Below are 25,125 nucleotides of genomic sequence, written 5' to 3' on the forward strand. Positions count from 1 at the left end.
ACATCGTTTCCTCCAAAAAATTGAAACCAAACTGTAACAATAAACGTACATATAAGTAAGACATGGAAAAAGGGAGGGTACATATTGACTTTATTTGGTTACGCTATACAAGATTTATATTTATGGATACTGATTATAGCAGCAATTTTAACTGTTGTTGTTTTATTGTTTGGAGATTTATTGGATGGCATCTTTGAATCCATTCCTTTCTTGCACCCGGTGCTTGTTCTCTCCTTTTTCATTTTTTTATCTGCCATGGGATATGTTCTCGAATGGTTTATGGACTGGTCAAGTTTAATCATTTTAATTATTTCTTCTATATTAAGTATCATTTTTGTAACTCTCCTGCATTTATTTGTTCTTGTTCCAATTCGATCAGCTGAACAATCATGGGGATATTCGGAAGAAGCTCTCATTGGCAGTGTAGGGACTGCGATTGTATCTATTCCGATAGATGGTTATGGAGAAGTAATGGTGCAATGGAAAAGTGGAGTTATCTCAAAACCGGCTGTCAGCTATGATAATGAAGCAATCTCTCAGGATGAGCGCGTTTTAATTATCGAAATTAAAGATGGTGTTTTCTATGTCAGCCCCTATCAATCGTTGGATTAGCTAATCATGGATTAGCTTTTCACATATACTGAAGCTTCATTCCTTTTTAAATAGAGAGAATGCTAGTGAAGTAATTCCGGCTGCTCCCCTCTTACCCAGAGGGGCCGGCAGTCGGAAAAATAAAACTTAGAGGAGGAAAATCATGTCAGAATTGTGGATTGTTATTATTGTAGCAGCTGCGCTTCTTTTGGCACTGCTTGGTCTCTTTGTAACCAAGTACCGTACAGCCGGCCCCGATGAAGCGCTCATTGTTACAGGAAGTTATTTAGGTGGAAAGAATGTTCACGTAGATGAAGCCGGAAATAAAATTAAAATTATTCGCGGCGGCGGAACATTCGTCGTTCCTGTCTTTCAACAAGCAGAACCACTTAGTCTTTTATCAAGTAAATTGGAGGTAACTACTCCAGAAGTTTACACAGAACAAGGTGTTCCTGTTTTAGCAGATGGTACAGCAATTTTTAAAATAGGCGGGACGATCAGTGAAATTGCTACAGCAGCAGAACAATTCCTCGGAAAATCTAAACAGGACCGGGAGCTGGAAGCGAAAGAAGTACTGGAGGGTCATCTACGTTCCATCCTTGGTTCAATGACGGTTGAAGAAATCTATAAAAACCGTGACAAGTTTTCTCAGGAAGTACAGCGGGTTGCTTCTAACGACTTAGCTAAGATGGGATTAGTTATCGTATCCTTTACGATTAAAGATGTAAGAGATACAAATGGATACTTAGAATCACTTGGTAAGCCCCGTATTGCACAAGTAAAACGTGATGCAGATATCGCTACAGCTGAAGCAGAGAAAGAAACGAGAATCAAGCGTGCGGAAGCAGCAAAAGATGCAAAACGTGCAGAATTGCAACGGGCAACCGAGATTGCAGAATCAGAAAAAGAAAATCAATTAAAAACATCTGAATACCGTCGTGAGCAGGATACTGCAAAAGCACGCGCGGACCAAGCTTATGATTTTGAAACAGCCCGTTCCAAACAGGAAGTTACGGAACAAGAAATGCAAATTAAAATCATCGAGCGTCAAAAGCAAATTGAATTGGAAGAAAAAGAAATTTTGCGTCGTGAGAAGCAATATGATTCAGAAGTTAAGAAAAAAGCAGATGCGGACAGATATTCCGTGGAGCAATCTGCAATTGCTGAAAAAGCAAGAGAAATGGCTACCGCAGATGCGAACCAATATCGTATTGAAACAGCAGCTCGTGCAGAAGCTGAAAAAATCCGTGTTGACGGTCTTGCGAAAGCAGATGCAGAACGTGCACAAGGGGAATCAGAAGCAGAGGTTATCCGCTTGAAAGGTCTTGCGGAAGCAGAAGCGAAAGAAAAAGTCGCTCAAGCCTTTGAACAATATGGAGAAGCAGCTATTCTTGATATGGTTATCAAAATGCTTCCAGATTATGCAAAACAAGTTGCAAGCCCATTATCCAATATTGATAAGATTACAGTAGTAGATACAGGAAGCAATGGCGCTAATGGCGGAGCAAACAAAGTTTCCAGCTATGCAACCAACTTAATCAGTACATTGCAGGAAAATCTAAAAGAAACCTCTGGAATCGATATTAAGGAATTACTGGCAGGTGCATCGAAAGGCAATGCTAAACCGCAATCGAAAGAAACTCCTGCACCAGCGGCATCAGAAGTAGCTGCAGCGAAAACAAGCGAAGAAAATAATGATAACTAATGTAAGGCAGCAATAGTTGCGGCACGGCAATAAAGTTGTTTCTCTGACTATCCGGATGATATCATGCTTTACTTTGAATAAAGAGGTGTTAATTTGAAAAATGAACCTGATAAGCTGAAAAAACATGGTCTTATTAGCTATTTTGCTCTTATCATCGGTGTTATCTGCTTTTTCATCGTTTTCATAACCCCTACAAGGATAGCTAACATCGGAAACTTAGCTGGTGATTATATCACATTTTTTCTTACAGCAGCGGGTATCATATTATCAATTATTGGATTAGGAAAGAAAACAGAAAAAAATATCATTCCGATTATATCTTTTATACTTTCCTCTTCTTTCTTTATATTTTGGATAATCGTATTTATCTTATTAATTACTGGCCAAATGGACTTTGCTCCATAACCTAGCAGTTTGCCAGATTGTGAAGAGAGGTATTTCGAAACGGCTTTATTGTTATGAAATTAGGAATCAAACACAGCAAGAAGATAAAAATCTCTGTTCATTTGAAAATGAACAGAGATTTTTTTACTTCCTATTTTTTTATTATGCAGTCTTATTCTCACGGTACTTAAATTAACTTTCCTCTTCCCCTGTCCGTTTATTCGATGCAAGCTTAAACAGATAACGTATGCCCTTCCCTCTCATCTGTTCATCCTTATAGCGCGGCAGTACATGCAGGTGCGCATGCATCACATGCTGGCCGGCTGCCTCACCGCTGTTCCAGCCGATATATTATATCCAGAAGGTGCATGCTTTTCATCAATCAGTATTTTTGCTCTCTGTAAAAGATCTTTTATTGCCAGCCATTCTCCATCTGTTAAGTCAAATGGATAGACTCGATGTGCTTTGGTCACAATCACTCCAGCTCCTTCGAGTGCTCTCCCTGGTTCCTGCGCTTCCTCTAATTGTAAAAACATTGCTTTTTCATTTTCCAATATGATTTGCTGATTTTTTATTAAAGAAGGATAACAAAAAGAGCATTCAGGTGAATTCATTCTTCTGCCTCCCAGTATAAAAAACGTTATATTGATTAATTAGATTTAGGTTCTCTCCTTATTCAGACCCTGTCAATAAAACAGGTCAACACCTTTGCCTCCTGATCATCTACCGGGAGAAATAAATGCGGTTTAGACCCTGCGAAATAAGCACTGTCACCTGTTTGGAGCAACTGCTTTTTCCCATCATATAGCAGTTCAATTTCCCCTTCCAATATATAGATAAATTCGTCCTGTGAATGCGTATACGTTTTTTCATCACGCAGATTCAGAGACTTTGGAGTAACATGGACGATTGTCGGTTCAATCCCGCTATATTGGGAGCGGTTAGCAAGAATTTCATAGGAGTATCCCATGCTTTCATCCCCTACTTTTTGCGGGCGGTTACTTTTCTTTTGAATAACAATATCCTGTTCTTCTTTATCATCCAGCACCCATGACAGCTGTATATGTAAAGCGTCACAAATTCTCGATAACGTCGCTATCGCTGAAGCAGTCTGTCCATTTTCAATTTTAGATAATAAACTTTTAGAGATATTGGAAGCGTCCGCAATTTCTTGCTGTGTTTTATCTTCCCGGCGTCTTGCATACTTAATTTTTTCTCCCATTTTATGTAATTCGATGCTGCTCATTCCTTCCTTTGCCAAATAGTCATTCGTGTTCTATTATAGTTCTTGAACATCCTTTTATAGTATATTTAATCATAATCCAGACAAACCAATAGAGTCAATCTATTCTCTAACACCGTTTACGAAAAAACATTCTTGGCAACATACCAAAAAGCCTTGCCATCACTTGCTTGACAAGACTTTTCCGCTGTTTGTTTTATCTTCATGCATTTTTCAAATAAGCTACCGATCTGCTCGGCAATGTTGTTCCAAGCTTGTTTTGAATATATATACTTGCTTCCTGAATACATTTCTCATTTATTCCTGTCTCAATTCCCAGCCCGTTTAACAAATACAGCACATCATTGGTAGCAACATTGCCTGCAGCTCCCGGTGCATAAGGACACCCGCCCAGGCCGCCGACGGTACTGTCGAACCGGGTAATTCCCATGTGAAGCGCCGTCATGATATTCGCTATTGCCATTCCTCTCGTATCATGAAAATGTAGTATCAGTTTATCTTTTGGAAAATAAGGAAAAAGGCCTTCGAGCAGTTTCTCCACTTGCGTCGGTACAGCTGTTCCAATGGTATCGCCAAGAGAAAGATAGTCCACTCCGCTCTCAATTAATTGATCACATACGCTGAGTACATCCTCCACTTCAATCCGTCCCTCGTATGGACAATCAAATACCGTAGAAACATAGCCCGTTACTATTTTCCCGGCATTTTTAGCTTCTTTGATAACCTCTGTTAATATCGGATATGTCTCTGGAATTCGTTTATTGATATTTTTGAGATTATGCGTCTCACTCGCCGACATAAACACCGAAGCACCGTCAATACCAGCCTCTAAAGCATGCTCCAGCCCTTTCATATTCGGTACTAAAGCGGAATAAGCAACTCCTTTTTCACGGTTGATCCGTCTACCTACTTCCCTCGCATCCTTCAATGCAGGAATCATTTTTGGATGAACGAAGGATGAATACTCAATTTCTGAGACGCCGGTTTTGGAAAGCATGTTAATCCATGCAATCTTATCCTCTGTAGAAATCCATTTCTGCTCGTTCTGCAGTCCGTCTCTTGGTCCGACTTCTTTTAAATAAACTTCGCTTGGTAATCCACGCATCCATACCCCTCCTTTTGTATGCGTTTTCAATTCAAGCTATGAAAATATACATTGATTGTGCATGACCCGACAAACAAGATAGCATCGTTATTGCAAGGTATTACTATAACCGCATGCAAATCACCCTTCTTTATATACTACAAATAATATTCAATTCAGTTTCCTTCTGTTCAACTTTGTTGAATCAAGTATATAATAAAATTTCTGAAAATGTCAATCCTGCCTGCTGTCAAAATGAAACAATTTTGATAAAATATAATCATAGTGCCATTTACAGAATGCTTTCCCTTTTAAGGTTTACAAGGCGTCTGTAAACTGGTTCTGTCCGTTTTTAATATACGTAAAACATACGATAATTTAGATAAGGAGCGTTTCCATGATAAAGATATATACCAATGGGGTCATACATACATTTCAACCTTCGCAGCCAGTTGTACAGGCTGTTGTTATTAAAGATGGACATTTCATAGATATGGGCTCCAATGAGCAAATGCTTTCTTTTTGGAGTTCAAAAAGTGATGCGGTGATTGATCTGGGCGGAAAAGCTGCTACGCCGGGATTAACAGATACACACCTCCACCTTTCTATGCAGGCAATGAAGTTTATTGATTTAGATGTGACCGGTGTGACAAAGAAAGAAGTATTTTTAAATAAAATAAAACAGCATGCCGATACATTAGACAAGGGAGAATGGCTGCTTGGCGCCGGATGGGATGAAAATCTATTCACGGATGGCGGCCTGCCTACGAAAGAAGAGCTTGATGCGGCAGTTCCACATCACCCGCTTTTTCTGACAAGAATATGCGAGCATGCAGCCGTTGTTAACTCGAAAGCGCTCGAGGAGATTAATTATTCCGGGACGCTTGCGGTTCCAAAGAGCGGCGAGATTGTAACGGATGCAAATGGAGAACCCACCGGCTTAATTCTTGAATCGGCAACGGTATTATTTAAAGCAAAAATCCCTGATAAATCGTATCAAACATGGAAAAAAGCACTTCGTAAAACCATTTCCACCGTTTCCGGATATGGTGTAACCAGTGTGCATTCCAATGACCCGGCTTATTTAGGCGGCTTACAGCAAACCTATCAGCTCTATCAGGATTTATTAAATGAAGAAAAAATGGGTCTGCGGGCAAATCTATTAATTGATTATCCTTTCTTAGAGAATCTGCATGCAGCGGGAATGTACACCGGATATGGAAATAATATGCTGCAAATCGGAGCGGTAAAAATATTTGCAGACGGTGCTTTCGGCAGAAGAACGGCACTATTGAAGGAAGCATACTCCGATCAGCCCGGGCAATTTGGAGAAGCAATGCTCTCGCAGGATACATTGTACACTATCGTAAAACGCGCCAGAGAAATGGACATGCCTGTTGCTGTTCATACAATTGGTGACCAGGCATTAGAAAATGTCCTTGATATCCTGGACCAATTTCCGGCATCCGCCTATAGAGATCGTTTGATTCATGCGCAGGTCATTAATCCAGACCTAGTAAAGCGCCTGGCAACGCCAGATCGTATCGTTGATATTCAGCCCCGTTTCCTTGCAAGTGACTATCCATGGGTTACAGAGCGGCTTGGCGAAGCACGCATGTCTTATGCCTATGCCTGGAAAACATTGCTCGATAATGGCATTATCTGTGGTGGCGGATCAGATGCCCCTGTTGAACCATTGAATCCTTTACTTGGGATTCATGCAGCAGTTACCAGAAAAGCTCCCGGTGAAACACACAGCGGCTGGTATCCGGAACAAAAATTAAGCATGCACGAAGCTTTTTATCTATTTACGAAATATGCAGCTTATACAACAAATGAAGAAAAGATAAAAGGAACCATTTCCCGCGGCAAGCTTGCAGATATGACGGTTTATTCTGCTGATCCATTTCAGATGAAGGATGCAGACGAATTAGTAGATACCAGTATTGAAATGACGATTGTTGATGGGGATATTGTGTATAGGAAAGGATAGAACAAAAAATTCGATGTATTAATTACTCAACTTTCGCACATTAAAAAGTAACTTCATTTCCATAGAAACAGGAGTTGATTGTTCCTTCACTAACACCCTTGATAAAGATTATAGAAGGTGAAGTGTAAAGCACCGCTGCGGCGGACCATTTTGCTTTCCGACGTACAGGACGTACTAGTGCAGACGTTGCAACAAATGTTTTCGATGGGGTGAGTAATCGCAACCCCAGGACGTTGCGACTTTAGTCTGCCTAGGGGCACGCTCTTCAGCTAACTTTTGCCAAGAAGAGCACTTGGCAAAAGTGGATCTTCAGATGGTGCTGATCCCTCAGGAGTCAAAACGGTCCGCCTCCGCTAGCAGGATATTCTATGCGTGAAAAACAACTCACCAAACAGAAGTTTAATCAGATAGAACCTATTTTTCATGCTGCATGGTAACATGTTCCGCCAAGATTCCTTTCTGTGCATCGAAGCGATTCCCTGTATTTCATATCCATGCTGTCATGATTGGTTATTCAGGCGAAAGCTGCTATTTCCTTCAGCTTATTAAAATGTTATTTCTTTCATTCGCTGTAGAATTCTATCAGAGCGCAGGCCAACCACGCAGACTCCTAAGTGGTTTGCAGGCTAAATCCGTGACTCCTGTCACAACGCCTGCACTTGCACGTCCTGTGCATCGCAGGGCGAGCTGAAGATCCACTTGAAAAGCGGGTTTCTTTTCAAGTTAGCTGAAGCCGTCCCCATGGAAAGCGGAGTGGTTGGCCGGAGCGGAGCTATGCACCATCATCAATTCCAAAAAGGCCGGATATTTAACTCAAAAGCAAGTATGATAATGAAGAACATGTTCATCTTGAAATAGCAAGATATATTTGCTTATTCTCAGGTGCGAAAGTTGAGTTAATTAAAATAAGCAGTGAAAAATCATGCTGGATTTTTCACTGCTTATTTATTATAATTAATCTTTAAAATGGCCAAATCAACGGCACAATGACAACGCATACAATCAGCTGAATAACCAAAAATGGAAAACCGCATTTAATATAATCAAGGAATGTATAATTTCCCGGACCATAAATCATTGTATTAGGAGGTGTGCCAACAGGAGAGGCATAAGCTGCTGAAGCACCTACACAAACCGTCATTAAAATCGCTTTTGGATCAACCCCCATACTTGTTGCAATAACTAATCCGATGGGAGCCATAAGTGCTGCCGCTGCTGTATTGGACATGACAGAGGTCAGTACAGTGGTTACTCCGAAAATTAAAGCGGTAATAACATACGGTCCGGCATTGCTTCCTGCCATCTCCAGTACATAATCCGCAATCATCTGTGCGGCGCCTGTTTCTGCTAAAGCAGTCGCCATCGGCATCATGGCGGCTACTAAAATGATTGTGGAGAAATCTAAGGAACGGTATGCCTTTTTCTCCGACATCGTACGTGTTAAAACAATAACCATTGCCCCCATAACAGAAACAATATGCAAAGGGATTCCAAATTGCTCTTCAAAGATCATAAAAACGACTGCTGCCAGCAAAACCCCAATGGCAACCATTTGTTTCCATGTGGTTTCTTCGCTTTTAGTTTCTTCTTCATTTTTCGTATCAGTTTCTTCCAAAGCCGTTTCCCGATTCGGAATAAGCTTATAACCAATCGTCATCATGTAAATAATACCAATAATCGTTAGAGGAATTCCGATATAGGCAAATTCAAAGAATCCGAATACAGGTGTATTTTCATTTTCCATCACACTCTGTACGGCGAGGTTGCCATTCGTTCCAACCAGTGTTATCATGCCGCCTAGAGCAGTTGCATAGGCTAGAGGCATTAATAATTTGGAGCTGGAAAAGCCGGAAGAAGCAGCAATTGCAATAACAATCGGCATCATTACTGCCGTTGTACTTGTATTTGACAGAAAAGCAGATAAACCTGCTCCAATTACCATCACAGCAAACAGCAGCTGCTTTTCCGTTTTAGCAAATCTCGTAATTAAATTTCCCATTCTTCTCGCTACACCTGTTTCAAATAATGCTGCACCAATAATAAACATCCCCGAAATAAGCAGCACAACATTATTTGTCAATCCAGAAAATACGGTTTCAGCATCTATAATTCCAGTAAGGTATAACAGCATGGTTGCTAGAAGTGCGGTCAGTGCAACTGGTATTACCCCAGTTAAAAATAATATCGTTGCTAACAATAAAATAAGTAATGTAATTATCGCCGGGCTCATTTTACATACCTCCTAGTTGATAGATGTATCCTGATCTCCCCATTTTTCCTCTACTCTCGAAATAAACGTTTTACATAATCCAATATAGTTCTTCGGCTCCAGTAGTTTTCTAGCCTCTTCCTCACTGATATGATTCGTAATTCGTTCATCGGTCAAAACAACATCTATCAAAGATTTCTTTTCTTCAAATGCTTTCATAGAGACCTCATAAACGATATCATGCGCCTCGCCCCTGCCCACAAATTCACCTAAGGACAGCATTAAATTTTCAGATACGATTAGACCTTGTAAAAGATTTAAGTTGCGTTCCATATTATCTGGATACACGATAAATCGTTCCAGCACGCCTTGCATCTGCTCCAATCCGCCGCTTGTCAGCATACATATTTGCGGCAGGTAGGACCATTCCGTTGTCCAAAAAGTCATATCTCTTTCATGCTCCTGGATCATTGCATCAAAACTTAAACTGGCGTTTCTTTGTACTACTCTGGTTAAACCGACGACATACTCACAAATCATTGGGTTCCGCTTGTGGGGCATAGTACTGCTGCCAACTTGTCCCATCTTAAATCCTTCTTCCATTTCCCCTATCTCTGACTTTTGCAAATTAATTATTTCATTTGCTATTTTTCCTATCGTTCCTGAAATCATCGCAATAATACTTGCAAATTCTGCAAATCCATCTCTTTGCACATGCCAGGTAATCGTAGGCTGTACTAAACCTAAGTATTCACAAAAACGTTTTTGTACCGCCAGCCCGTCATCATGAATCGAGGCCAATGTGCCGGCTGCTCCCCCAAAGGAACCTAGTAAATATCTTTCTTTGCCTGCTTCTAATCTTTCAATATGCTTACCTATCTCATCTGCCCAAATAGCAATCTTATACCCTAAGGTAATGGGAAGTGCATGCTGTCCATGCGTTCTTCCAGGCATCACGGTTTCTGCATGCTCATCCGCTAATTGCAGCAGCTTCTTAAGAAATTGCTTTAATTGCTTTACCAACACCTCTTGTGCTTGTTTTATTTGCAATACAACTGCAGTATCCATAATATCCTGGGTCGTAGCTCCCCAATGAATATAACCGCCAGCCTTCCCTCCAACTGATTTTGTGAATTCCCGTATTTGAACGATTAAAGGATGGGTCGTATCCACAATCCCTTTTCGAATAATTTCCCGATCAAAATCATTAATATCTGCCTTCTTTTCAATTTCTTCCGCCGCAAATTTCGGTATAACACCAACATCCGCTTCTGCTTTTGCTAACGCAATCCAAGCATCCAGCCATTTCTGAAGCAGGCTGTCATCTGAAAAAACCTCTCTCATCTCTTCTGAAACAAAAATGCCACGCAATAAATCGGAATCCAAAACACTTGATTTCATTATTTATCCCTCCAAGGTAATCGCTTCCATAAAAGGAAAACGTTTTTCTTTTTGTGTTTCCATTAATCCTATTATAAACAACCATCTATAACGATTATTTATAATTATTATAAGGAAAACGTTTTTCTTATATGTTTAAAAATATCCTAAGGTATATAATGTTCCTTGTCAACTCTTTTTTTACTTTTCAATACTTATTGACTATTTACTAAACTGATAGAGCCCGAATTCACAAAAAAATCTTGATTATAAACAAAATAATCCATAATACGTTATAATGAATAGAAAGAGGAATCGTTACCAGAGAAAGGACGCTGCTGCACATTGACTACTTTAAAAGAGGTTGCCAAGCTGGCAAATGTACATCCCTCAGTTGTTTCCAGAGTGTTGAATAAGGACAATACATTAAATATCAAAGAAGAGACAAGAACAAGAATTAACGAAGCCATTAACGAATTAAATTATAGCCCGAATTCCGCTGCGAGAAGCTTAAAAACAAATCAATCCCGAATGATTGGAATGGCAATCCCAGACTTTAACAACCCTGTTTATTCCAGTATTATTCATGGGGCTGAAGATCATGCTGCTATGGAAGGCTACCACTTGCTTGTCTACAGCATGAAACAAAAAGGCTTGGGAAAGGATTTCTTTTCAAAATTGCTCAAGGAACGCATTGATGGGCTCTTAATCGCTACATCAGATATTAATAACAAGCATATTCTCAGCTTAAATGAGACCAAAAAACCTTTTGTGCTTGTCAACAGAATGATTCAGGATGTTGAGAATTATGTCGTATTGGATGATGAGCGCGGCGGAAAATTAGCAACGGAGCATTTAATTGATTTAGGGCATCGTCATATTGCCCATATTACAGGTCCGCTATATACAGGAACTGCTTTAAAAAGATTTCAAGGCTACCGGGAGATGCTCCAGGAGAAAAACATTCCGTTTGAAGTAAAATATGTTCAGGAGAGCGACTACACCATGGAGGGCGGATATCAATCCATGGAAAAACTGCTGGAGCTGGATTCTCCCCCAACAGCAATATTCGCAGCAAATGTAATGGTGGCAATGGGCGCAATCAAGGCTATCCATGATAATGGATTTCAAGTACCAGCTGATTTTTCCGTTATCGGTATTCATGATGTTTTCTTTGCGTCAGGACTGTCCCCTTCTCTGACTACTGTCGATATGCCTTTATATGAAATGGGATCCAGAGCAGTTGCCCAGCTGATAAATGCAATCAGCGAACGAAAGCTTAAGTTCCCGGGAATAACTATCGATGGAGCGACACTTATTCCCCGTGAAAGTACGCGGTCATTGTTGCATGACTAAATTTGAGGTACATACTCTAATAAGTTCATTGAGCCGTCATTCTTTACTGGATGGCAGACCAGATTACGAACAGCGCTCGTAGACAACTGGTTTCTCGAGTAAAAACTTTATTTTATTTGTCAAAAGTGCGTAATATAAAATAATGCCTAAATCCAATTATGTCTAAGGATTTAGGCTTTATTTACAGGTTATATCCAATTTTTTAGATACGAAACTCTATTTTTAAAATATAACGACAATGGGTGTAGCGTATTGTTCGTTTTACAGGCAAATAAGAAGCTTTTACCACTCTAATGGCGGTTTCCATTGTATTTCGTTTGAATCAATTCTTTTTCTCCCATTGAGAGGTTTCACTTAACTAGCTCTGTCAAATACTCTGCTTATTTAATTGAAAATTCAGTTTTCAACATTAATTACAAAGTTCTTTCCAAAACAAATATTTCCTATTTCTTGATCATTCCGATAAATTTTCAAATAGTGGTCTTCTTTTTTTAAATTAGAAACCCCTTTTAATTCAATAGAAACCATATCCATTTCTTTATATTGCAAAAATAGGTTAATTCTCTGTTCATAGGTATATAAAAACATTGTTAATTTAAAATTTTCATTACTTCTTCTATACAAAATATTTCCGTCTTCTGTATTGAATAATTCCATTAATTCTAAATCATCATATTTAATATCCACTACTAATTTTCTCCTTATAATAATTATTATGGTATAACTGTAATAGCTTTACCACTAGAGGGGTAAAAAACTTACCAAGCACAACAGCAATTACTCCCCACATGATTACCTGGCCACTGCTTACCTTTTCCTTTTTTGTCACTTTCAATTTTTCCTCAATACCCTGATTCTCTACTTTAAAAATAGGACTAGGCAACGTACAAAATAAAAATGGAAATATAATTTCCCAGAAAAATCGCTCCATATCCAAAATGTATTGTTCGCCGTAAATAATTAGAATGCGATACCGTATATTTTCAGCTAAATGTTGGACCTCGCAATTCATTAAATAACCTCTAAGCAATATACATCGAAAAATCCAAACAATTCTGCTAGGAACGCTCTTACCCCACTTATAAAAAAGCCTTGTTCGTTAAAAGCAAAAACACACTACCATACCAAATGACACAAAAACCAATCTCATTATGAATAATAAAATGTTTTTAATCCTTGGTGTATAAAAGTATTCTACTTGTTCCGTTTCCATAATATCCTTCAGCCGACTCTGACTTTTACCTCTATGTATAACTAGTACTCTACTGGGAGCGTAACAACTTCTTTTTTAATATTTGGCTTTTCTTACTACAAACAGTATTGGAAAATTTTCCAATACCAGTCTGTGTTTATTTTTCATCAAAATTATGTAATCCTACTGTATTTTATCAATCAAAAAATACCAAAATATACAAAGGTACATTTTAATAAAAAGAAGTTAAAATACCCTTACCTATACATGATAAGAGTACTTAACTTCTTTTTATTTTTTCAGAGAATATGAGACTGCTGATACCCAACCATATTCATTTTCAAATGCTCTTAAACTTGTCTTAAGATTTTTTGGAACTTCTCTTCTTCCTCATCTTCATAACCGTGGGATACAATGTCAATGATATCTGCATGATTAAATACATACGTATACTCTTGACTAATATAACCTTCCGGATAAGGAACGCCGATATAGTCATACATCTGCTGTTCTGTATTTTCCTCTTCTTCAGTCTGAAGATTTTCCATCTCTTCATCTGTAACCAATTGCTTTCTTCCATAAATCATTAAGCGTTTGTTTCCACCTTTTAATAAAACGATTGTTCCGTTCGGTAATAGTGATTCCATTATTTTATTTCCACTCCTTGTTTGATAAGTTTTTTCTTTTCCTTATTGGGGTATGGATGATAGTTAACAAAGTCCATATTTGCTTTCATAAAAAAGTATCGATGTAAAAATTTCGCTGCTGCATACATAAGTAAAATGACCGAAATGTATACAATAATTAATGAAAAAAACTGCTGTAAAACAATCGTTTCCTGCACACTTTGCGCGACCATATATCCTATTGCAGGTGAAATAGTTAATATTCCCATATATTTTGATTGGTTTCCAATTTTTTTTTCTTTTGTTGGATCATCAGAATATTTATCCTTTTGATATTTCACCAAAATATATGTTAATAGGATGGTCGTTACACTTATTGTGATATAATACAATACAGAAGTAATATGAATTGTATAATACGACATCCCCAGTACTGTCACGAATAAAGAAATTGCTCCGCATAGCCCCCATACACCTATAAATAATACCATTTCAAATTGTGTTGAATAAGGTTTTTTTATTATAAGTCTAATTCCCCACAAATGGAGAATTAGAATAAACGGGGAAAGAATATATAAAAACTCAAGTTCAAATATACTTAATAAACCCAATAGTAAAGGTATATCGAACATAACAAGAACCATTACTATAACAGATGATTTCACATCTTCTACAGGGATAAATTCTAATTGTTTCTTAACGTGCTGAGCTAAATCCTGCTGTCTAATTTCAGGGCTTATTTTCATACTTTCACTTCCTTTATAACATATTCATATATGAAGGTTATTTAAACCAACCTGCTACTGTTTCCACTCCACTTTTGACACTATTAGCAACTCCTTGAACTCCATCTTTCACATGGTTTTTAATACTTTTTCCTTTAACTTCTATATTAGCTACAGCTGAAACTCCAGAAGATATTACAAATCCTGCGGCTGCACCTGCTAATACCGGTGCACCTAAAGTACCTACTGTAAATGCCGCTGCAGCTCCTGCTGCGGCTAGTGACACGGCTCCAACACCAACATCAACCCCTGCATCACCGACTATTCTCTCGACAGATTCACCGTCTTCTATATTCCCTTTTATATTCACTCCTGTATCAATGGCAACCCCTAACCAACCAGCTTTCGTTTTTAATCCATTTGTAGCACCCGCTCTTACATTGACTCTATCTGCAATAGGCACTTTATTACTAGATCCTCTCTTGACTTGTTGATCCACAAACTTTTTATCATATATTTTAGTATCCCGTTTAGTAGGTTTACTCATTCCAGCAGCCTGTGGATTATACACTCGATACCGAACCATTTCCTTTCCTTCTGTTTTATACTTTTGAATTTCAAACCCCTTTTTGTGCAACCCATATGCTGCGAATAGAGGAGCAACTGATATTCCATCTTTTAATAATTCTCCAGTGTCATCTATAATGTCATTCTCTTTACTACCTATATAATTCAGAAGTACCTGTGAAACTTCAATGCCTTCAATGTCTTCATTACTTTCCTTATACTCTTTGTCAAAATTTTTCAGCTCATTTAGAACATTAATATAGGTTTCCTTATCAATCTCACCGTTTTCAAAATCCTGATAAGCCATATTTATGACCTCTTCGGAAGATGGTTGGTCTGTGGCTTGAATTGCTTCATATTTCGCAACTACTTCATGCTCCTCTAAATAAGCTTCCAGCATGCCACGGTCTTCCAAATATTCTATGAAACTCTCTGTTGTATGCTCTTTTATCTTTTCTTCACTCATATTTCCACTAGTATTTTTAACGGAATCCACTATAGCAGTGTATTGATCATACGATATATCTCCATCTTCATATTCCTGATAAGCTTGATTGACTACTTCTTTTGATGAAGATTTATCTTGGTCTCGGAGTACACTATCTCTAGCTTCCTTAGCCTTCTCCATCTGTTCCTCTTGTTTTCTCTCATTATATTCCTGCAACTTCCTCAAATCTTTACTCTGAGACGCCCCTTCAAAATCCGCAAATCTCGCCTGCCCCTCACTCGTTTGCGCACTATTCATCGCTGTCTCTATCTTGCTCATGATGGCTTCGACATCTGTTTTATCGCCTTTACCAGTGAAAGAAGCCAAGTCTTCATCCACTTCCTTCAACTTCTTAATCGCCTTGTTTTTGTACTCGTCTACATCCGAAAAAGATGGAGGCGTGGCTGAAGAAATATCAGACACACCATTGATGGTATCATGAATCGTTTCATCCTGCGTAACTAAATCTTCATAGAGTTCATTCACGTCTTCTTGGATATCTTGCAAATAGTTACTTTGAATAATGGCCGTTTCACTCACATCTACTTCAGATTGAAATTCTTCAAGATGCTGTTCCAGATTAGCTTCCAAATCGTCAAACAGTCCTTTGAACGATTCCAATAATGTCACATGCAATTCACTAAAATATTGTTTTGCTTCTTTGGCCGCTTTTCCGGAAAAGGAGCTCATGCCATTGACTGCTTCCATATGTTCTATTACCTTGTCTAATTGCGACTGGAAATTGGTGGATGCTTCTTGTAAATCACTTTGAAAATCCGCCACTTCCGATATATCCACTTTATTCGCCATTTATTAGCCTCCTTTATGTCATCATTTGTGGTCTGCTTACTCTGGCAAGTTATTCATCATTTTCTAGCATTTCTTTTTCGACATTATCTAACTGTGTTAATATCCGTATCCATCAGCTACTTGTATCTTTCCAGCAGTTCAATTACTTACATGGGTATCTTACTTGAATATCTTCCAAATAGTTATTTCTTAATTTATAAATCGCCATTAATTAAAAATTGCTATGTAAGAGTTTTTAAATCTTTTGTCACTGATTATTAAAATAGCTCTTTCTTTTCTGGTGGAAAACTCTTAAAGAAGCATACCGATAATATGCTTCTTTGCCATAATGATTTCATTTTTCCTTATTCCATTGGACCTGTAATCGTTCCTTTTTTTATGTTTGGTTTTTCTTCCTGCAACCAGTCCTGAAAAAGCTTTTGAAAGCGCTCTTCTTCATTATCTTTAAATCCTTCAAAAATCACTTCATCTATGTTCTCTTCATTAAAATAAAATACTTCTTTTGGATTCAATCCTTGGGGATAAAAACACCCTGAGTAATCATACCAGATTCCTTCTTCTTCATTTTCTCCTGACGGAAGTATCGGAGCCCGGTTCAAAATCATAAGTTTACTCGTTCCCTCTTTTAAATATATAATCGTTCCAATCGGTAACATACTATTTCCCCTCTTCATTTAGTTTATACTTCTCCACGAAGTTCTAAGCTTTATTCTTTAGATAAACTTGTCCCCCAGGAATGTATCCTTGTATTTCCTTCTATCGTTGTGAGAATAGGTAAAACTATCTCCACAAATAGAATAACCATAGAGAATAATTAAGATATATAGCCTTTCTCATTACTCCCCCTCCTATAAGAATGAATATAACTAAAAATATAGTTTAAAACGGAACATGCATTATCTATAAATGTTCCTTTGATAATTGGCTCTCCTCATCTATCTTTTTGACATATAATTGTTGTATAAAACTGTATTTTACATACTATTTAAAATTTACAATAATATCGCCTTTTAATTGTATTAATATATTGGCAACTAAAAATACAGACATAAAAAGTCCCATAAAAATTACTATTAAAACATCTCCCAATTGTACAAACCCAATAAATGCAAATAGAGTTAAACACAAAAATACAAAATAGTACAATAAAACCACAAAAAAATGATTCGATGATTTGGGTTTGATACATAATCGTTCTTTAGGTAATTGGTCAAGTTTAACAACTTTATATATTCTACTTTTGTAAACTCTACTTATAAAACCAAACAGTAAAAATACCATAACAAGCACAAGAACAGCGATTACCACATTGACAAAGTAAGAACTCTGTAATTCGAAATAATTCCCTAACATTCTTAAAAGATTAGCTATAACAACTCCAATTCCTGCACCAAGTATACCAAGGCCTGATGTATTTCCCTGTTTCGTATCAGTTTTCTTTAATTTTTTCAGGATATTTGTATCCTGTACTTTATAAACAGATTTTGGAAATATCCAGAATGAAAACGGAATAAGCATTTGCCACATCGACTGCCATATATCTATCAGATAGTACTCTTGATTAATAATTAAAAACCTATATCTTAGGTTTTTAATTACACTTTCTACTTTACCTTCCATTTAAACCTTCCCTTCATGTGATGAATTACTTTAAGAAAATGGATTAATAAAATCGACACCACTATTAATAAAATTCCCGGCATCATCCATTACATTTCCCGCCCAGTCTACTCCTTGATCTATTTTTTCACTTGTCCACTCTACTCCTTGATCTATTTTTTCACTTGCCCAGTCTGCTCCTTGATCTATTTTTTCACTTGTCCAGTCTGCTCCTTGATCTATTTTTTCACTTGTCCAGTCTGCTCCTTGATCTATTTTTTCACTTGTCCAGTCTACTCCTTGATCTATTTTTTCACTTGCCCAGTCTACTCCTTGATCTATTTTTTCGCTTGCCCAGTCTACTCCTTGATCTATTTTTTCACTTGTCCAGTCTGCTCCTTGACTTATCTTTTCAGTTGTCCAATCTGCTCCCTGGCCTATTGTTTCTGTTGCCCATTCTGCCCCTTGACCTATTTTTTCACTTGTCCAGTCTACTCCTTGACCTATTGTTTCTGTTGTCCAGTCTGCTCCTTGACCTATTTTTTCGCTTGCCCAGTCTACTCCTTGACCTGCCCAATCTAAAATATCCTTGATGTGCCCTACATTATTATCATATAGCCTATTAAAAATGTATGTAGTCCCCATTCCAATACCTGCACCGATAGCTGCAACTCCTACAGCAGCCCATCCAACTGGGTTAGAAGCTAACGCAGTCACACCTATACCTGTTCCAACACCAACGCCTGTTGAAACTATATTATGTGTTGCGGCTTCTCCTGGTGTCTTGTTTCTATTTTTAATATCATCATACATGCCAATAGCAAGTCCAGTTCCGACAAAACTGCGTCCTAACCATTTTCCCCAGTTCCTCACTAGTTTATCTGCCCTGAAAATAGAATTTGCTGCTTTAGCGGATGTTGCATTTGGTATTACAAAGGAATTAGTACCAGCTGGACCACGAACTCCTTTAAAGTTGTTCACCCAACCACCAACCCTGTTTAAACCGAGACCAGTTTGTTGGATAGCTGATGCAATAGTTGGAATACCCAAATCTGATCCATTTTTAACCCAATTATCTTCTAAATATTTATCAAATATTGATGATGCTTTACCTTGTAAATCTTCCCAACTCCATAATCCGTTTTTTACCTTCTTAAATATTGTTAATATCTCCTCAAAGTCATTACTGGTGATTTTACCTTTCTTTAAATCTTGATAGACATTATTAATGACACTTTGTGAATATTCATCCATATCGTTAATTACTGAATCCTTGGCCTTTTCCACCTGTCTCTCTTTTTTATTACCATTATATTCCTGCAACTTCCTCAAATCTTTACTCTGAGACGCCCCTTCAAAATCCGCAAATCTCGCCTGCCCCTCACTCGTTTGCGCATGATTCATCGCTGTCTCTATCTTGCTCATGATTGCTTCGACATCTGTTTCATCGCCTTTACCGGTGAAAGAAGCCAAGTCTTCATCCACTTCCTTCAATTTCTTAATCGCCTTATTTTTATACTCGTCTACATCCGAAAAAGATGGAGGCGTGGCTGAAGAAATATCAGACACATCATTGATGGTATCATGAATCGTTTCGTCCTGCGTAACTAAATCTTCATAGAGTTCATTCACATCTTCTTGGATATCTTGCAAATAGTCACTTTGAATAATGGCCGTTTCACTCACATCTACTTCAGATTGAAATTCTTCAAGATGCTGTTCCAGATTAGCTTCCAAATCGTCAAACAGTCCTTTGAACGATTCCAATAATGTCACATGCAATTCACTAAAATATTGTTTTGCTTCTTTGGCCGCTTTTCCGGAAAAGGAGTTCATGCCATTGACTGCTTCCATATGTTCTATTACCTTGTCTAATTGCGACCGGAAATTGGTGGACGCTTCTTGCAAATCACTCTGAAAATCCGTCACTTCCGATATATCCACTTTATTCGCCATTCGTTTCCCTCCTTTATGACATTATTTGTGGTCCGCTTACTCTAGCCAATTCCTCATCATTTTCTACCATTTCTTTTCCGACATTATCTAATGCCAGAACGTCAGCATCCAGCATTTGTTTGTACCTTTCCAGCAATTTGATAGCTTCAATGGCTTTTTCCAAATCCTTTGTAAATGGTTCAATGTTTGTTTTTTCTAATTCCCGACTTATTTTCATACTGCTGTCAATACTGGAAACAGCTGATTGTAAGCTGTTTATATTCGCGTTGAATTCACTTATTTTAATACCTACTTCTTCTGCCATATTTATGAATCCTCCTTCGCTGCTTTAATATCAGATTCTAAACCAGCCAACTTAAATTGCATTATCCCCAGCCCAATCAGAGCTTGAGCTTTTTCCTGTTTTGCCAATTCAAGATCTTCATCAATTTGCTGTTTAGCATTACCAGCATCTATGTCATAGCTTCCTATAACAACACCATAGGAGTTATACGTTGATTCAAACTGCTTCTCCTGATCTCCTTCCCATTTTGCTTTTGTTACTTCAAAGCTTTCAATAGCTTCTCTGATGCTTCTTAAGCTCTGAATACTGGTATCCAATGCGGTTGAAGCTTCTTGCAGGCGTTCGATTTTGTCTTCTGCAGCAGAGATTCTTTCCCTTGCATTTCCAATATCCTGGTTAACATTGGTCTTCCGTTTCTGTAACCTATTAAGTTCATCACTGCTCATCTACTCTCCTCCTCACTCCGGGATTTTTATTTTTACATTCTCATGGTCCATCACGTAATAGCACTCATATGCGTTTGGATATTTTTCTTTTCGGATGAACGGTTGACTAAATATATTCTGATCGCCCATTTTCATGGCGAATAAACCGATGGTTGACCGCCTGCGGATATACTTGGCTCCCGCTTCAATACTGCTCCCGATAAAGCTGTAATCGCCGCATACAATAAAATGAATACCGACGGATGGTCCATCTTCCCATAATAAGGATGGCTCATCGTCTTTCATATCGCTGCGGTTTGAGAAGTCTTTAAGATCCTTAATCATGACCAGCCAGTTTGTTTTCTCTGCTTCACCCTGCAGCCGTTTGCGGATTTCTGTTGTTATCTCCTCTTTAACAGCATGTATATCAGCTGTTTCTGAAGCATAAGCATGTAATTGCTTTCCATTATCAGCAAGCGACCCGTCATTTGTATCGATTAACGTCGTATGGTAAGCATCATTTACCATTGTCATATTTTTCGCCAATCCATGTGTTAATTTATCCAGTCCATCCTTTCTGTCACTAGTTACCGTGAGAAAACCAAACTGCATTGGATCAAATGCTAGCGGCGTAACCTCTTCAAATTCCAGTCCAAGCGGAAGATGTTTTTTCTCAACCAATTCGCGGGTTTTCTTCGTTTTCCGGAATTGTTCAAAATCAATGGCTCCCTCCGGCATCATCGGAATGGACTCTGGACGTTCTCCTTGCCAATGTGCATCCATCTCTTTCGCTGTATCCTGTATGGCATCAATAATCGCAAGCGCTTCTTCTCCTTCTGCCGGGAGCATAGTCTGGAACAAGGTCGGTTCTTCCAGTTTAATAATGCCGCGTCCTGTTATCTCTTCAATTTCCAAGTCCGTTCTTCCGACAATCGACCGCACCTCCGCTGGATCAATGAGGTATAAAGAAACTTGTATTTTCATATTGGTGACGAGCGGCATTTTCATCGCATTCTGTCTTCCGGCGCTGATAGCGAGATGCACACCGACGCTTGCTCCTTCGCGCGCGATTTGTGTAATAAGCTTCTCGAACTCTTCTCCAAAATCCGCATCTCGGACGGAATCATAATTATCAATAGCGATAAAGATGTTCGGGATTGTTTCACCACTGGATTTTTCATACATGTCCATCGTTGCCACACCATATCTACTTAACTTCTGTTTGCGTTCTTTGATGGTGTTCGTTAAGAGGCGTACCCATTTGCCTATTTTCTCTACTTCATCTATTAAGATGGTATCTGCGACATGCGGGAAATTTTTCAACGGCAGCAGGCCATTGGTGCCAAAATCCATTAAATATACTTGTAAATGCTCCGGATTATGCTGTTTGACTAAATCCATGATTAATGATTGCAGAAACGTTGATTTTCCATAGCCAGGACTGGAGAAAACCGCAATATGCCCATCCTTGGTCAAGTTCAGCGTATGAGGCTCCTGCGCTTGTAACTCTGGCTGATCCAACAGGGTGACCATGGCATGTAATGGCTTCTTCGGTTCCAGCCATGCCTCTTCGAAGTTCACTGGATGCAGATCATCTGCGAAAACACGTTCAGGAAGCGGCGGCAGCCACGGCCGCGGCAATGACTCAATCTCCAACTCCTCGGCGTAGTCCTGCATATAATCAATCACTGCTTCCAATTCTGTCGGCACTTTTTCAATCGATTCTTTTTTGTCTAAGCCGCTTAAGTCTTCGGTTAAAATTTCATACTGACCCAATTCGTTGATAGCATAAATCGTTGTATCTACCTGTTCGCCCCCACCTTTATCGAGTACATAATCCGCACCACTCCAGGCGCTTTGGAACAGTTCATAGATTTCATTGTTCCCGACCTGCAGATAAGAACGTCCGGGCAGCGTGATTTCCGCTGCATCCGGTGTTTTTAGAATTTCATTGGAATCACTTTTGTTTTGTACCTTCAATGCCAGCTTAAATTTCGAGTTGGACCAAATCTGTTCATCCACAACCCCGCTCGGTTTTTGTGTTGCCAGAATCAGATGAATACCGAGGGAGCGTCCGATCCGGGCTGTAGAGACAAGCTCTTTCATAAAATCAGGCTGTTCGGATTTCAGCTCAGCAAATTCATCGGAAATCAGGAACAGATGCGGCATTGCTTCGGTGGCTTTGCCCTGTTTAAACAGCTTTTGATACTGATTAATATGATTGACGTCATGCTCCCCGAATAAGCGCTGGCGTTTTTTCAGCTCCGCTTTAATGGAGGCTAGCGCACGCATGGCTTGTAGATTATCCAGGTTGGTAATTGTTCCAAGTAAATGCGGCATGTTTTTAAATAGATTTGCCATCCCGCCTCCTTTATAGTCAATCAATAGAAAGGCAACCTCATGTGGATGGAAATTTACCGCAAGCGATATAATGTATGACTGAATGATTTCGGATTTACCAGAACCTGTTGTCCCTGCGACCAGACCATGCGGCCCATGTGCTTTTTCATGCAGGTTTAAGTTGACAATATCATCTTTTCCACGTAAGCCCAATGGAACGGCTAGGCTCTTATACGTCTCATTTACCTGCCAGCGTCTGGCAATCGCAAGCTCTTCCACTTTTTCCACGCCGTACATCTCCAGAAAAGTGACACTTTCCGGGATAGAGTTCTTCAAGCTTTGTAAATGGTTCAATGGCGCCAAAGCCCGAGAGACATCTTCCTTATGGAAATCTTTCGGAAAATGATCCATCGTAAAATGCTTATTAACTAATTCCCCTTCTTCCAGCAAAATATTCCCACTTTTTACATCTCTTACATCAATCACCGTTGTCACATGCTCCGGCAGAGACTGCATGACATCCTGAACGAACACTAAGGAGACGCCAAGCTCACTCGGATCCTCATTGAAAAATTCCATGATTGTATGATCCAAAATTATTTTTTCATCTGTAATCAAAACGAGGTAGTGCGGTGTGAAATACGTTTTCTCGTTTTTATTTGATTTTTCATCTAAAACAAGCTGCCGTTCTTTTAGAATTTGATACAGGGAATGGAGCACCTGGTCACGGGAACGTTCATGGTAAACAAAACCGCGGATATTCACACCCTGCAAGCTTGCATGCGGCAACCAGCGCATCCACTCCCATTCCTTCTTTTCCTCTTCTGGAAAAATCGTAATAAATTGTAAATCATGATAGCTATGGAACAGCGCTGTCTGCATGACTAATAATTGCAGTTGCTCCAGGACAAGGTGACGTGAACCGATATAACCAACCGGTCCATTCATAAGGGATGTCACGACAGGAACATTTTCAATCTCTCTGTATTGGGAATGCAGTTCTCGGGATGCGTCAACAAGTTCATCCTTTTCCTTATCGAACTCTTCATCCTTAAAGTCAATCTCAAAACTCAAATCAACCTTCCCAAGACCGACACGATAGTTCAGAAAATCATGATGAAATAGTGTTTTTTCATATATTCTGGCATCGACATCCTTTGCCATCTGACGGATTTGTGTGACGTTCGGATAATGATAATTCAAAGCATGACGCTGTTCTTCCGTAACATGGTACAGCTCTTCGGTTTTACGTTGCAGGTATTCTCTATAGGTCTTATCGCGCTCTTTCATATCCGCTTTATACTTTTTCACATTCCTCACGTAGGAGGTGATGGAAAAAATAACGGTGGTGACGGTCATCGCCAGCATGACGATAATAAAGATACCTCTTGGCTGAATAATCGATACGATGACAAGTGCAGCAATCATCACCAGCGGCGGGACAATAGTTCGTCCCAGCTGTTCACTCGGCTTCGCTGGCTTATTGGCCGGTTTGGCAATAACACGTTTATCTTCCGGTTCTCTGTAGACAATCCTTGGTGAGCGATGGTAATCAGGATAATCCGCAGAATAACGACGGTTGGGTTCTATCAGCGGTACCAGCTTCGATGAGACACTGTCTTTAGGTGCAATCATTTGTATCTCTTCGTGGCCCATAATCATCGTTACTCCCTCAAAGAAGAGATGATCACCAGGCTCAACAGCCACTTCTCCACTCGTACGCACATAATTATGGAAGATTTCCCCCTGATAAACTTCAAGCTTAAATAACCATTCTACCTGCTCGCGTAACAGCACAAAGTTAACAGATGTACCAGACACGCTCACATCATCATATTCTTTGGAGCTGAACGTTGTACTGCGTTTACCTGCTATGTCATAGACAACTCCCGGCTCTGTATCTAAAAGATAGAAATGCATCGGCTGGCTCTCTATTTGTATTACTTTTTGTTCATTTACATGAAGCACATCGTCTGCAATAATACATGCTTCTTTATTCCAAGCGATTGGAAGTTGCTGTTTCAATGACTGAAACGTAATCGTATCTGTCCAATCACTTCCAATCGTTATTTCCTTTTCTTCGCCCAATGGCAAATGACATGTATGCAGTTGATTCCCATAGCTTACCATCAGTAAATTTTCTGCCATCCTTCTATCCTCCAAACAAGTC

22 protein-coding genes are annotated in these 25,125 nt (G+C 39.0%); 5 read left to right on the plus strand and 17 right to left on the minus strand.

Going from position 1 to position 25,125, the window contains the following annotated elements; all coding sequences use genetic code 11:
* Positions 1–84: 84 nt before the first annotated feature.
* From MKY65_RS13685 to MKY65_RS13695, 3 genes are all read left to right on the plus strand, one after another.
* Complete coding sequence (locus MKY65_RS13685; protein ID WP_339177664.1) at positions 85–612, plus strand: hypothetical protein; 528 nt, start codon at positions 85–87, stop codon at positions 610–612.
* 142 nt (positions 613–754) lie between these two features.
* Positions 755–2,296 (plus strand): flotillin family protein, encoded by a 1,542-nt coding sequence (locus MKY65_RS13690; protein ID WP_339177666.1) that lies wholly within the window; start codon positions 755–757, stop codon positions 2,294–2,296.
* 93 nt (positions 2,297–2,389) lie between these two features.
* Positions 2,390–2,701 (plus strand): hypothetical protein, encoded by a 312-nt coding sequence (locus MKY65_RS13695; RefSeq protein ID WP_339177667.1) that lies wholly within the window; start codon positions 2,390–2,392, stop codon positions 2,699–2,701.
* A 171-nt stretch (positions 2,702–2,872) separates the two neighbouring features.
* On the opposite strand, the gene MKY65_RS13700 is transcribed toward MKY65_RS13695, so the two are convergent.
* The 4 genes from MKY65_RS13700 to MKY65_RS13715 all read right to left on the minus strand — a co-directional run bounded on the left by MKY65_RS13700 (position 2,873) and on the right by MKY65_RS13715 (position 5,028).
* On the minus strand, positions 2,873–2,989 hold the full coding sequence (locus MKY65_RS13700) for a hypothetical protein (protein WP_339185250.1): 117 nt from the start codon (positions 2,987–2,989) through the stop codon (positions 2,873–2,875).
* Positions 2,989–3,294, minus strand: coding sequence for a hypothetical protein (locus MKY65_RS13705; protein WP_339177669.1), 306 nt, complete (start codon positions 3,292–3,294; stop codon positions 2,989–2,991). Before MKY65_RS13705 ends, MKY65_RS13700 begins: the two co-directional genes overlap by 1 nt.
* Before the next feature lie 62 nt (positions 3,295–3,356).
* Positions 3,357–3,926 carry an XRE family transcriptional regulator gene (locus MKY65_RS13710; protein ID WP_339177671.1) on the minus strand — a complete coding sequence of 190 codons (570 nt, stop codon included), beginning with the start codon at positions 3,924–3,926 and terminating at the stop codon, positions 3,357–3,359.
* A 199-nt stretch (positions 3,927–4,125) separates the two neighbouring features.
* On the minus strand, positions 4,126–5,028 hold the full coding sequence (locus tag MKY65_RS13715) for a hydroxymethylglutaryl-CoA lyase (protein ID WP_339177673.1): 903 nt from the start codon (positions 5,026–5,028) through the stop codon (positions 4,126–4,128).
* Between the two features lie 376 nt (positions 5,029–5,404).
* Here MKY65_RS13715 and MKY65_RS13720 point away from each other — a divergent pair, with 376 nt between their 5' ends.
* Positions 5,405–7,000, plus strand: a complete 1,596-nt coding sequence (locus tag MKY65_RS13720; RefSeq protein WP_339177675.1) for an amidohydrolase — start codon at positions 5,405–5,407, stop codon at positions 6,998–7,000.
* A gap of 961 nt (positions 7,001–7,961) precedes the next feature.
* Here the strand turns inward: MKY65_RS13720 and MKY65_RS13725 are convergent.
* Positions 7,962–9,230 carry an SLC13 family permease gene (locus MKY65_RS13725; protein WP_339177677.1) on the minus strand — a complete coding sequence of 423 codons (1,269 nt, stop codon included), beginning with the start codon at positions 9,228–9,230 and terminating at the stop codon, positions 7,962–7,964.
* Positions 9,231–9,242: 12 nt separating this feature from the next.
* The gene (gene purB, locus MKY65_RS13730; protein WP_339177679.1) at positions 9,243–10,610 is read right to left on the minus strand and encodes an adenylosuccinate lyase; all 1,368 of its coding nucleotides are present in this window, start codon (positions 10,608–10,610) and stop codon (positions 9,243–9,245) included.
* 324 nt (positions 10,611–10,934) lie between these two features.
* Here purB and MKY65_RS13735 point away from each other — a divergent pair, with 324 nt between their 5' ends.
* Positions 10,935–11,945: a LacI family DNA-binding transcriptional regulator gene (locus tag MKY65_RS13735; protein ID WP_339177682.1), complete on the plus strand. Its 1,011-nt coding sequence runs from the start codon at positions 10,935–10,937 to the stop codon at positions 11,943–11,945.
* 396 nt (positions 11,946–12,341) lie between these two features.
* Here the strand turns inward: MKY65_RS13735 and MKY65_RS13740 are convergent, their stop codons facing one another.
* The 11 genes from MKY65_RS13740 to essC form a co-directional block, all read right to left on the minus strand.
* Positions 12,342–12,632, minus strand: a complete 291-nt coding sequence (locus MKY65_RS13740; protein WP_339177683.1) for a hypothetical protein — start codon at positions 12,630–12,632, stop codon at positions 12,342–12,344.
* Complete coding sequence (locus MKY65_RS13745; RefSeq protein ID WP_339177685.1) at positions 12,622–12,957, minus strand: DUF443 family protein; 336 nt, start codon at positions 12,955–12,957, stop codon at positions 12,622–12,624. The genes MKY65_RS13740 and MKY65_RS13745 overlap by 11 nt, the downstream gene beginning before the upstream one ends.
* Positions 12,958–13,487: 530 nt before the next feature.
* Entirely contained in the window at positions 13,488–13,784 is a 297-nt protein-coding gene (locus MKY65_RS13750; protein WP_339177687.1) for a DUF4176 domain-containing protein, read from the minus strand.
* Positions 13,784–14,509 (minus strand): hypothetical protein, encoded by a 726-nt coding sequence (locus tag MKY65_RS13755; RefSeq protein ID WP_339177688.1) that lies wholly within the window; start codon positions 14,507–14,509, stop codon positions 13,784–13,786. Before MKY65_RS13755 ends, MKY65_RS13750 begins: the two co-directional genes overlap by 1 nt.
* Before the next feature lie 37 nt (positions 14,510–14,546).
* Positions 14,547–16,352 (minus strand): T7SS effector LXG polymorphic toxin, encoded by a 1,806-nt coding sequence (locus tag MKY65_RS13760; RefSeq protein WP_339177689.1) that lies wholly within the window; start codon positions 16,350–16,352, stop codon positions 14,547–14,549.
* Between the two features lie 344 nt (positions 16,353–16,696).
* Positions 16,697–17,008: a DUF4176 domain-containing protein gene (locus tag MKY65_RS13765; protein WP_339177690.1), complete on the minus strand. Its 312-nt coding sequence runs from the start codon at positions 17,006–17,008 to the stop codon at positions 16,697–16,699.
* A 325-nt stretch (positions 17,009–17,333) separates the two neighbouring features.
* Positions 17,334–17,972, minus strand: a complete 639-nt coding sequence (locus tag MKY65_RS13770) for a DUF443 family protein (RefSeq protein ID WP_339177692.1) — start codon at positions 17,970–17,972, stop codon at positions 17,334–17,336.
* A 30-nt stretch (positions 17,973–18,002) separates the two neighbouring features.
* Complete coding sequence (locus MKY65_RS13775; RefSeq protein WP_339177693.1) at positions 18,003–19,907, minus strand: T7SS effector LXG polymorphic toxin; 1,905 nt, start codon at positions 19,905–19,907, stop codon at positions 18,003–18,005.
* 13 nt (positions 19,908–19,920) lie between these two features.
* On the minus strand, positions 19,921–20,211 hold the full coding sequence (locus MKY65_RS13780; RefSeq protein WP_339177695.1) for a TIGR04197 family type VII secretion effector: 291 nt from the start codon (positions 20,209–20,211) through the stop codon (positions 19,921–19,923).
* A 2-nt stretch (positions 20,212–20,213) separates the two neighbouring features.
* Entirely contained in the window at positions 20,214–20,636 is a 423-nt protein-coding gene (locus tag MKY65_RS13785) for a DUF5082 family protein (protein ID WP_339177698.1), read from the minus strand.
* Between the two features lie 12 nt (positions 20,637–20,648).
* The gene (gene essC / locus MKY65_RS13790) at positions 20,649–25,103 is read right to left on the minus strand and encodes a type VII secretion protein EssC (RefSeq protein WP_339177701.1); all 4,455 of its coding nucleotides are present in this window, start codon (positions 25,101–25,103) and stop codon (positions 20,649–20,651) included.
* Between the last annotated feature and the right edge of the window lie 22 nt (positions 25,104–25,125).

This window comes from Oceanobacillus sp. FSL W7-1293 (assembly GCF_037969815.1).
Lineage (GTDB): Bacteria > Bacillota > Bacilli > Bacillales > Amphibacillaceae > Oceanobacillus > Oceanobacillus oncorhynchi.

Bases quoted from the DNA above. Each gene is read 5' to 3' on its own strand.
- MKY65_RS13690 (WP_339177666.1), top strand. From the start codon at position 755: ATGTCAGAATTGTGGATTGTTATTATTGTAGCAGCTGCGCTTCTTTTG.
- MKY65_RS13700 (WP_339185250.1), bottom strand. From the start codon at position 2,989: ATGCATGCGCACCTGCATGTACTGCCGCGCTATAAGGATGAACAGATG.
- MKY65_RS13705 (WP_339177669.1), bottom strand. From the start codon at position 3,294: ATGAATTCACCTGAATGCTCTTTTTGTTATCCTTCTTTAATAAAAAAT.
- MKY65_RS13710 (WP_339177671.1), bottom strand. From the start codon at position 3,926: ATGAGCAGCATCGAATTACATAAAATGGGAGAAAAAATTAAGTATGCA.
- MKY65_RS13715 (WP_339177673.1), bottom strand. From the start codon at position 5,028: ATGCGTGGATTACCAAGCGAAGTTTATTTAAAAGAAGTCGGACCAAGA.
- MKY65_RS13720 (WP_339177675.1), top strand. From the start codon at position 5,405: ATGATAAAGATATATACCAATGGGGTCATACATACATTTCAACCTTCG.
- MKY65_RS13725 (WP_339177677.1), bottom strand. From the start codon at position 9,230: ATGAGCCCGGCGATAATTACATTACTTATTTTATTGTTAGCAACGATA.
- purB (WP_339177679.1), bottom strand. From the start codon at position 10,610: ATGAAATCAAGTGTTTTGGATTCCGATTTATTGCGTGGCATTTTTGTT.
- MKY65_RS13745 (WP_339177685.1), bottom strand. From the start codon at position 12,957: ATGAATTGCGAGGTCCAACATTTAGCTGAAAATATACGGTATCGCATT.
- MKY65_RS13750 (WP_339177687.1), bottom strand. From the start codon at position 13,784: ATGGAATCACTATTACCGAACGGAACAATCGTTTTATTAAAAGGTGGA.
- MKY65_RS13755 (WP_339177688.1), bottom strand. From the start codon at position 14,509: ATGAAAATAAGCCCTGAAATTAGACAGCAGGATTTAGCTCAGCACGTT.
- MKY65_RS13760 (WP_339177689.1), bottom strand. From the start codon at position 16,352: ATGGCGAATAAAGTGGATATATCGGAAGTGGCGGATTTTCAAAGTGAT.
- MKY65_RS13765 (WP_339177690.1), bottom strand. From the start codon at position 17,008: ATGTTACCGATTGGAACGATTATATATTTAAAAGAGGGAACGAGTAAA.
- MKY65_RS13770 (WP_339177692.1), bottom strand. From the start codon at position 17,972: ATGGAAGGTAAAGTAGAAAGTGTAATTAAAAACCTAAGATATAGGTTT.
- MKY65_RS13775 (WP_339177693.1), bottom strand. From the start codon at position 19,907: ATGGCGAATAAAGTGGATATATCGGAAGTGACGGATTTTCAGAGTGAT.
- MKY65_RS13780 (WP_339177695.1), bottom strand. From the start codon at position 20,211: ATGGCAGAAGAAGTAGGTATTAAAATAAGTGAATTCAACGCGAATATA.
- MKY65_RS13785 (WP_339177698.1), bottom strand. From the start codon at position 20,636: ATGAGCAGTGATGAACTTAATAGGTTACAGAAACGGAAGACCAATGTT.
- essC (WP_339177701.1), bottom strand. From the start codon at position 25,103: ATGGCAGAAAATTTACTGATGGTAAGCTATGGGAATCAACTGCATACA.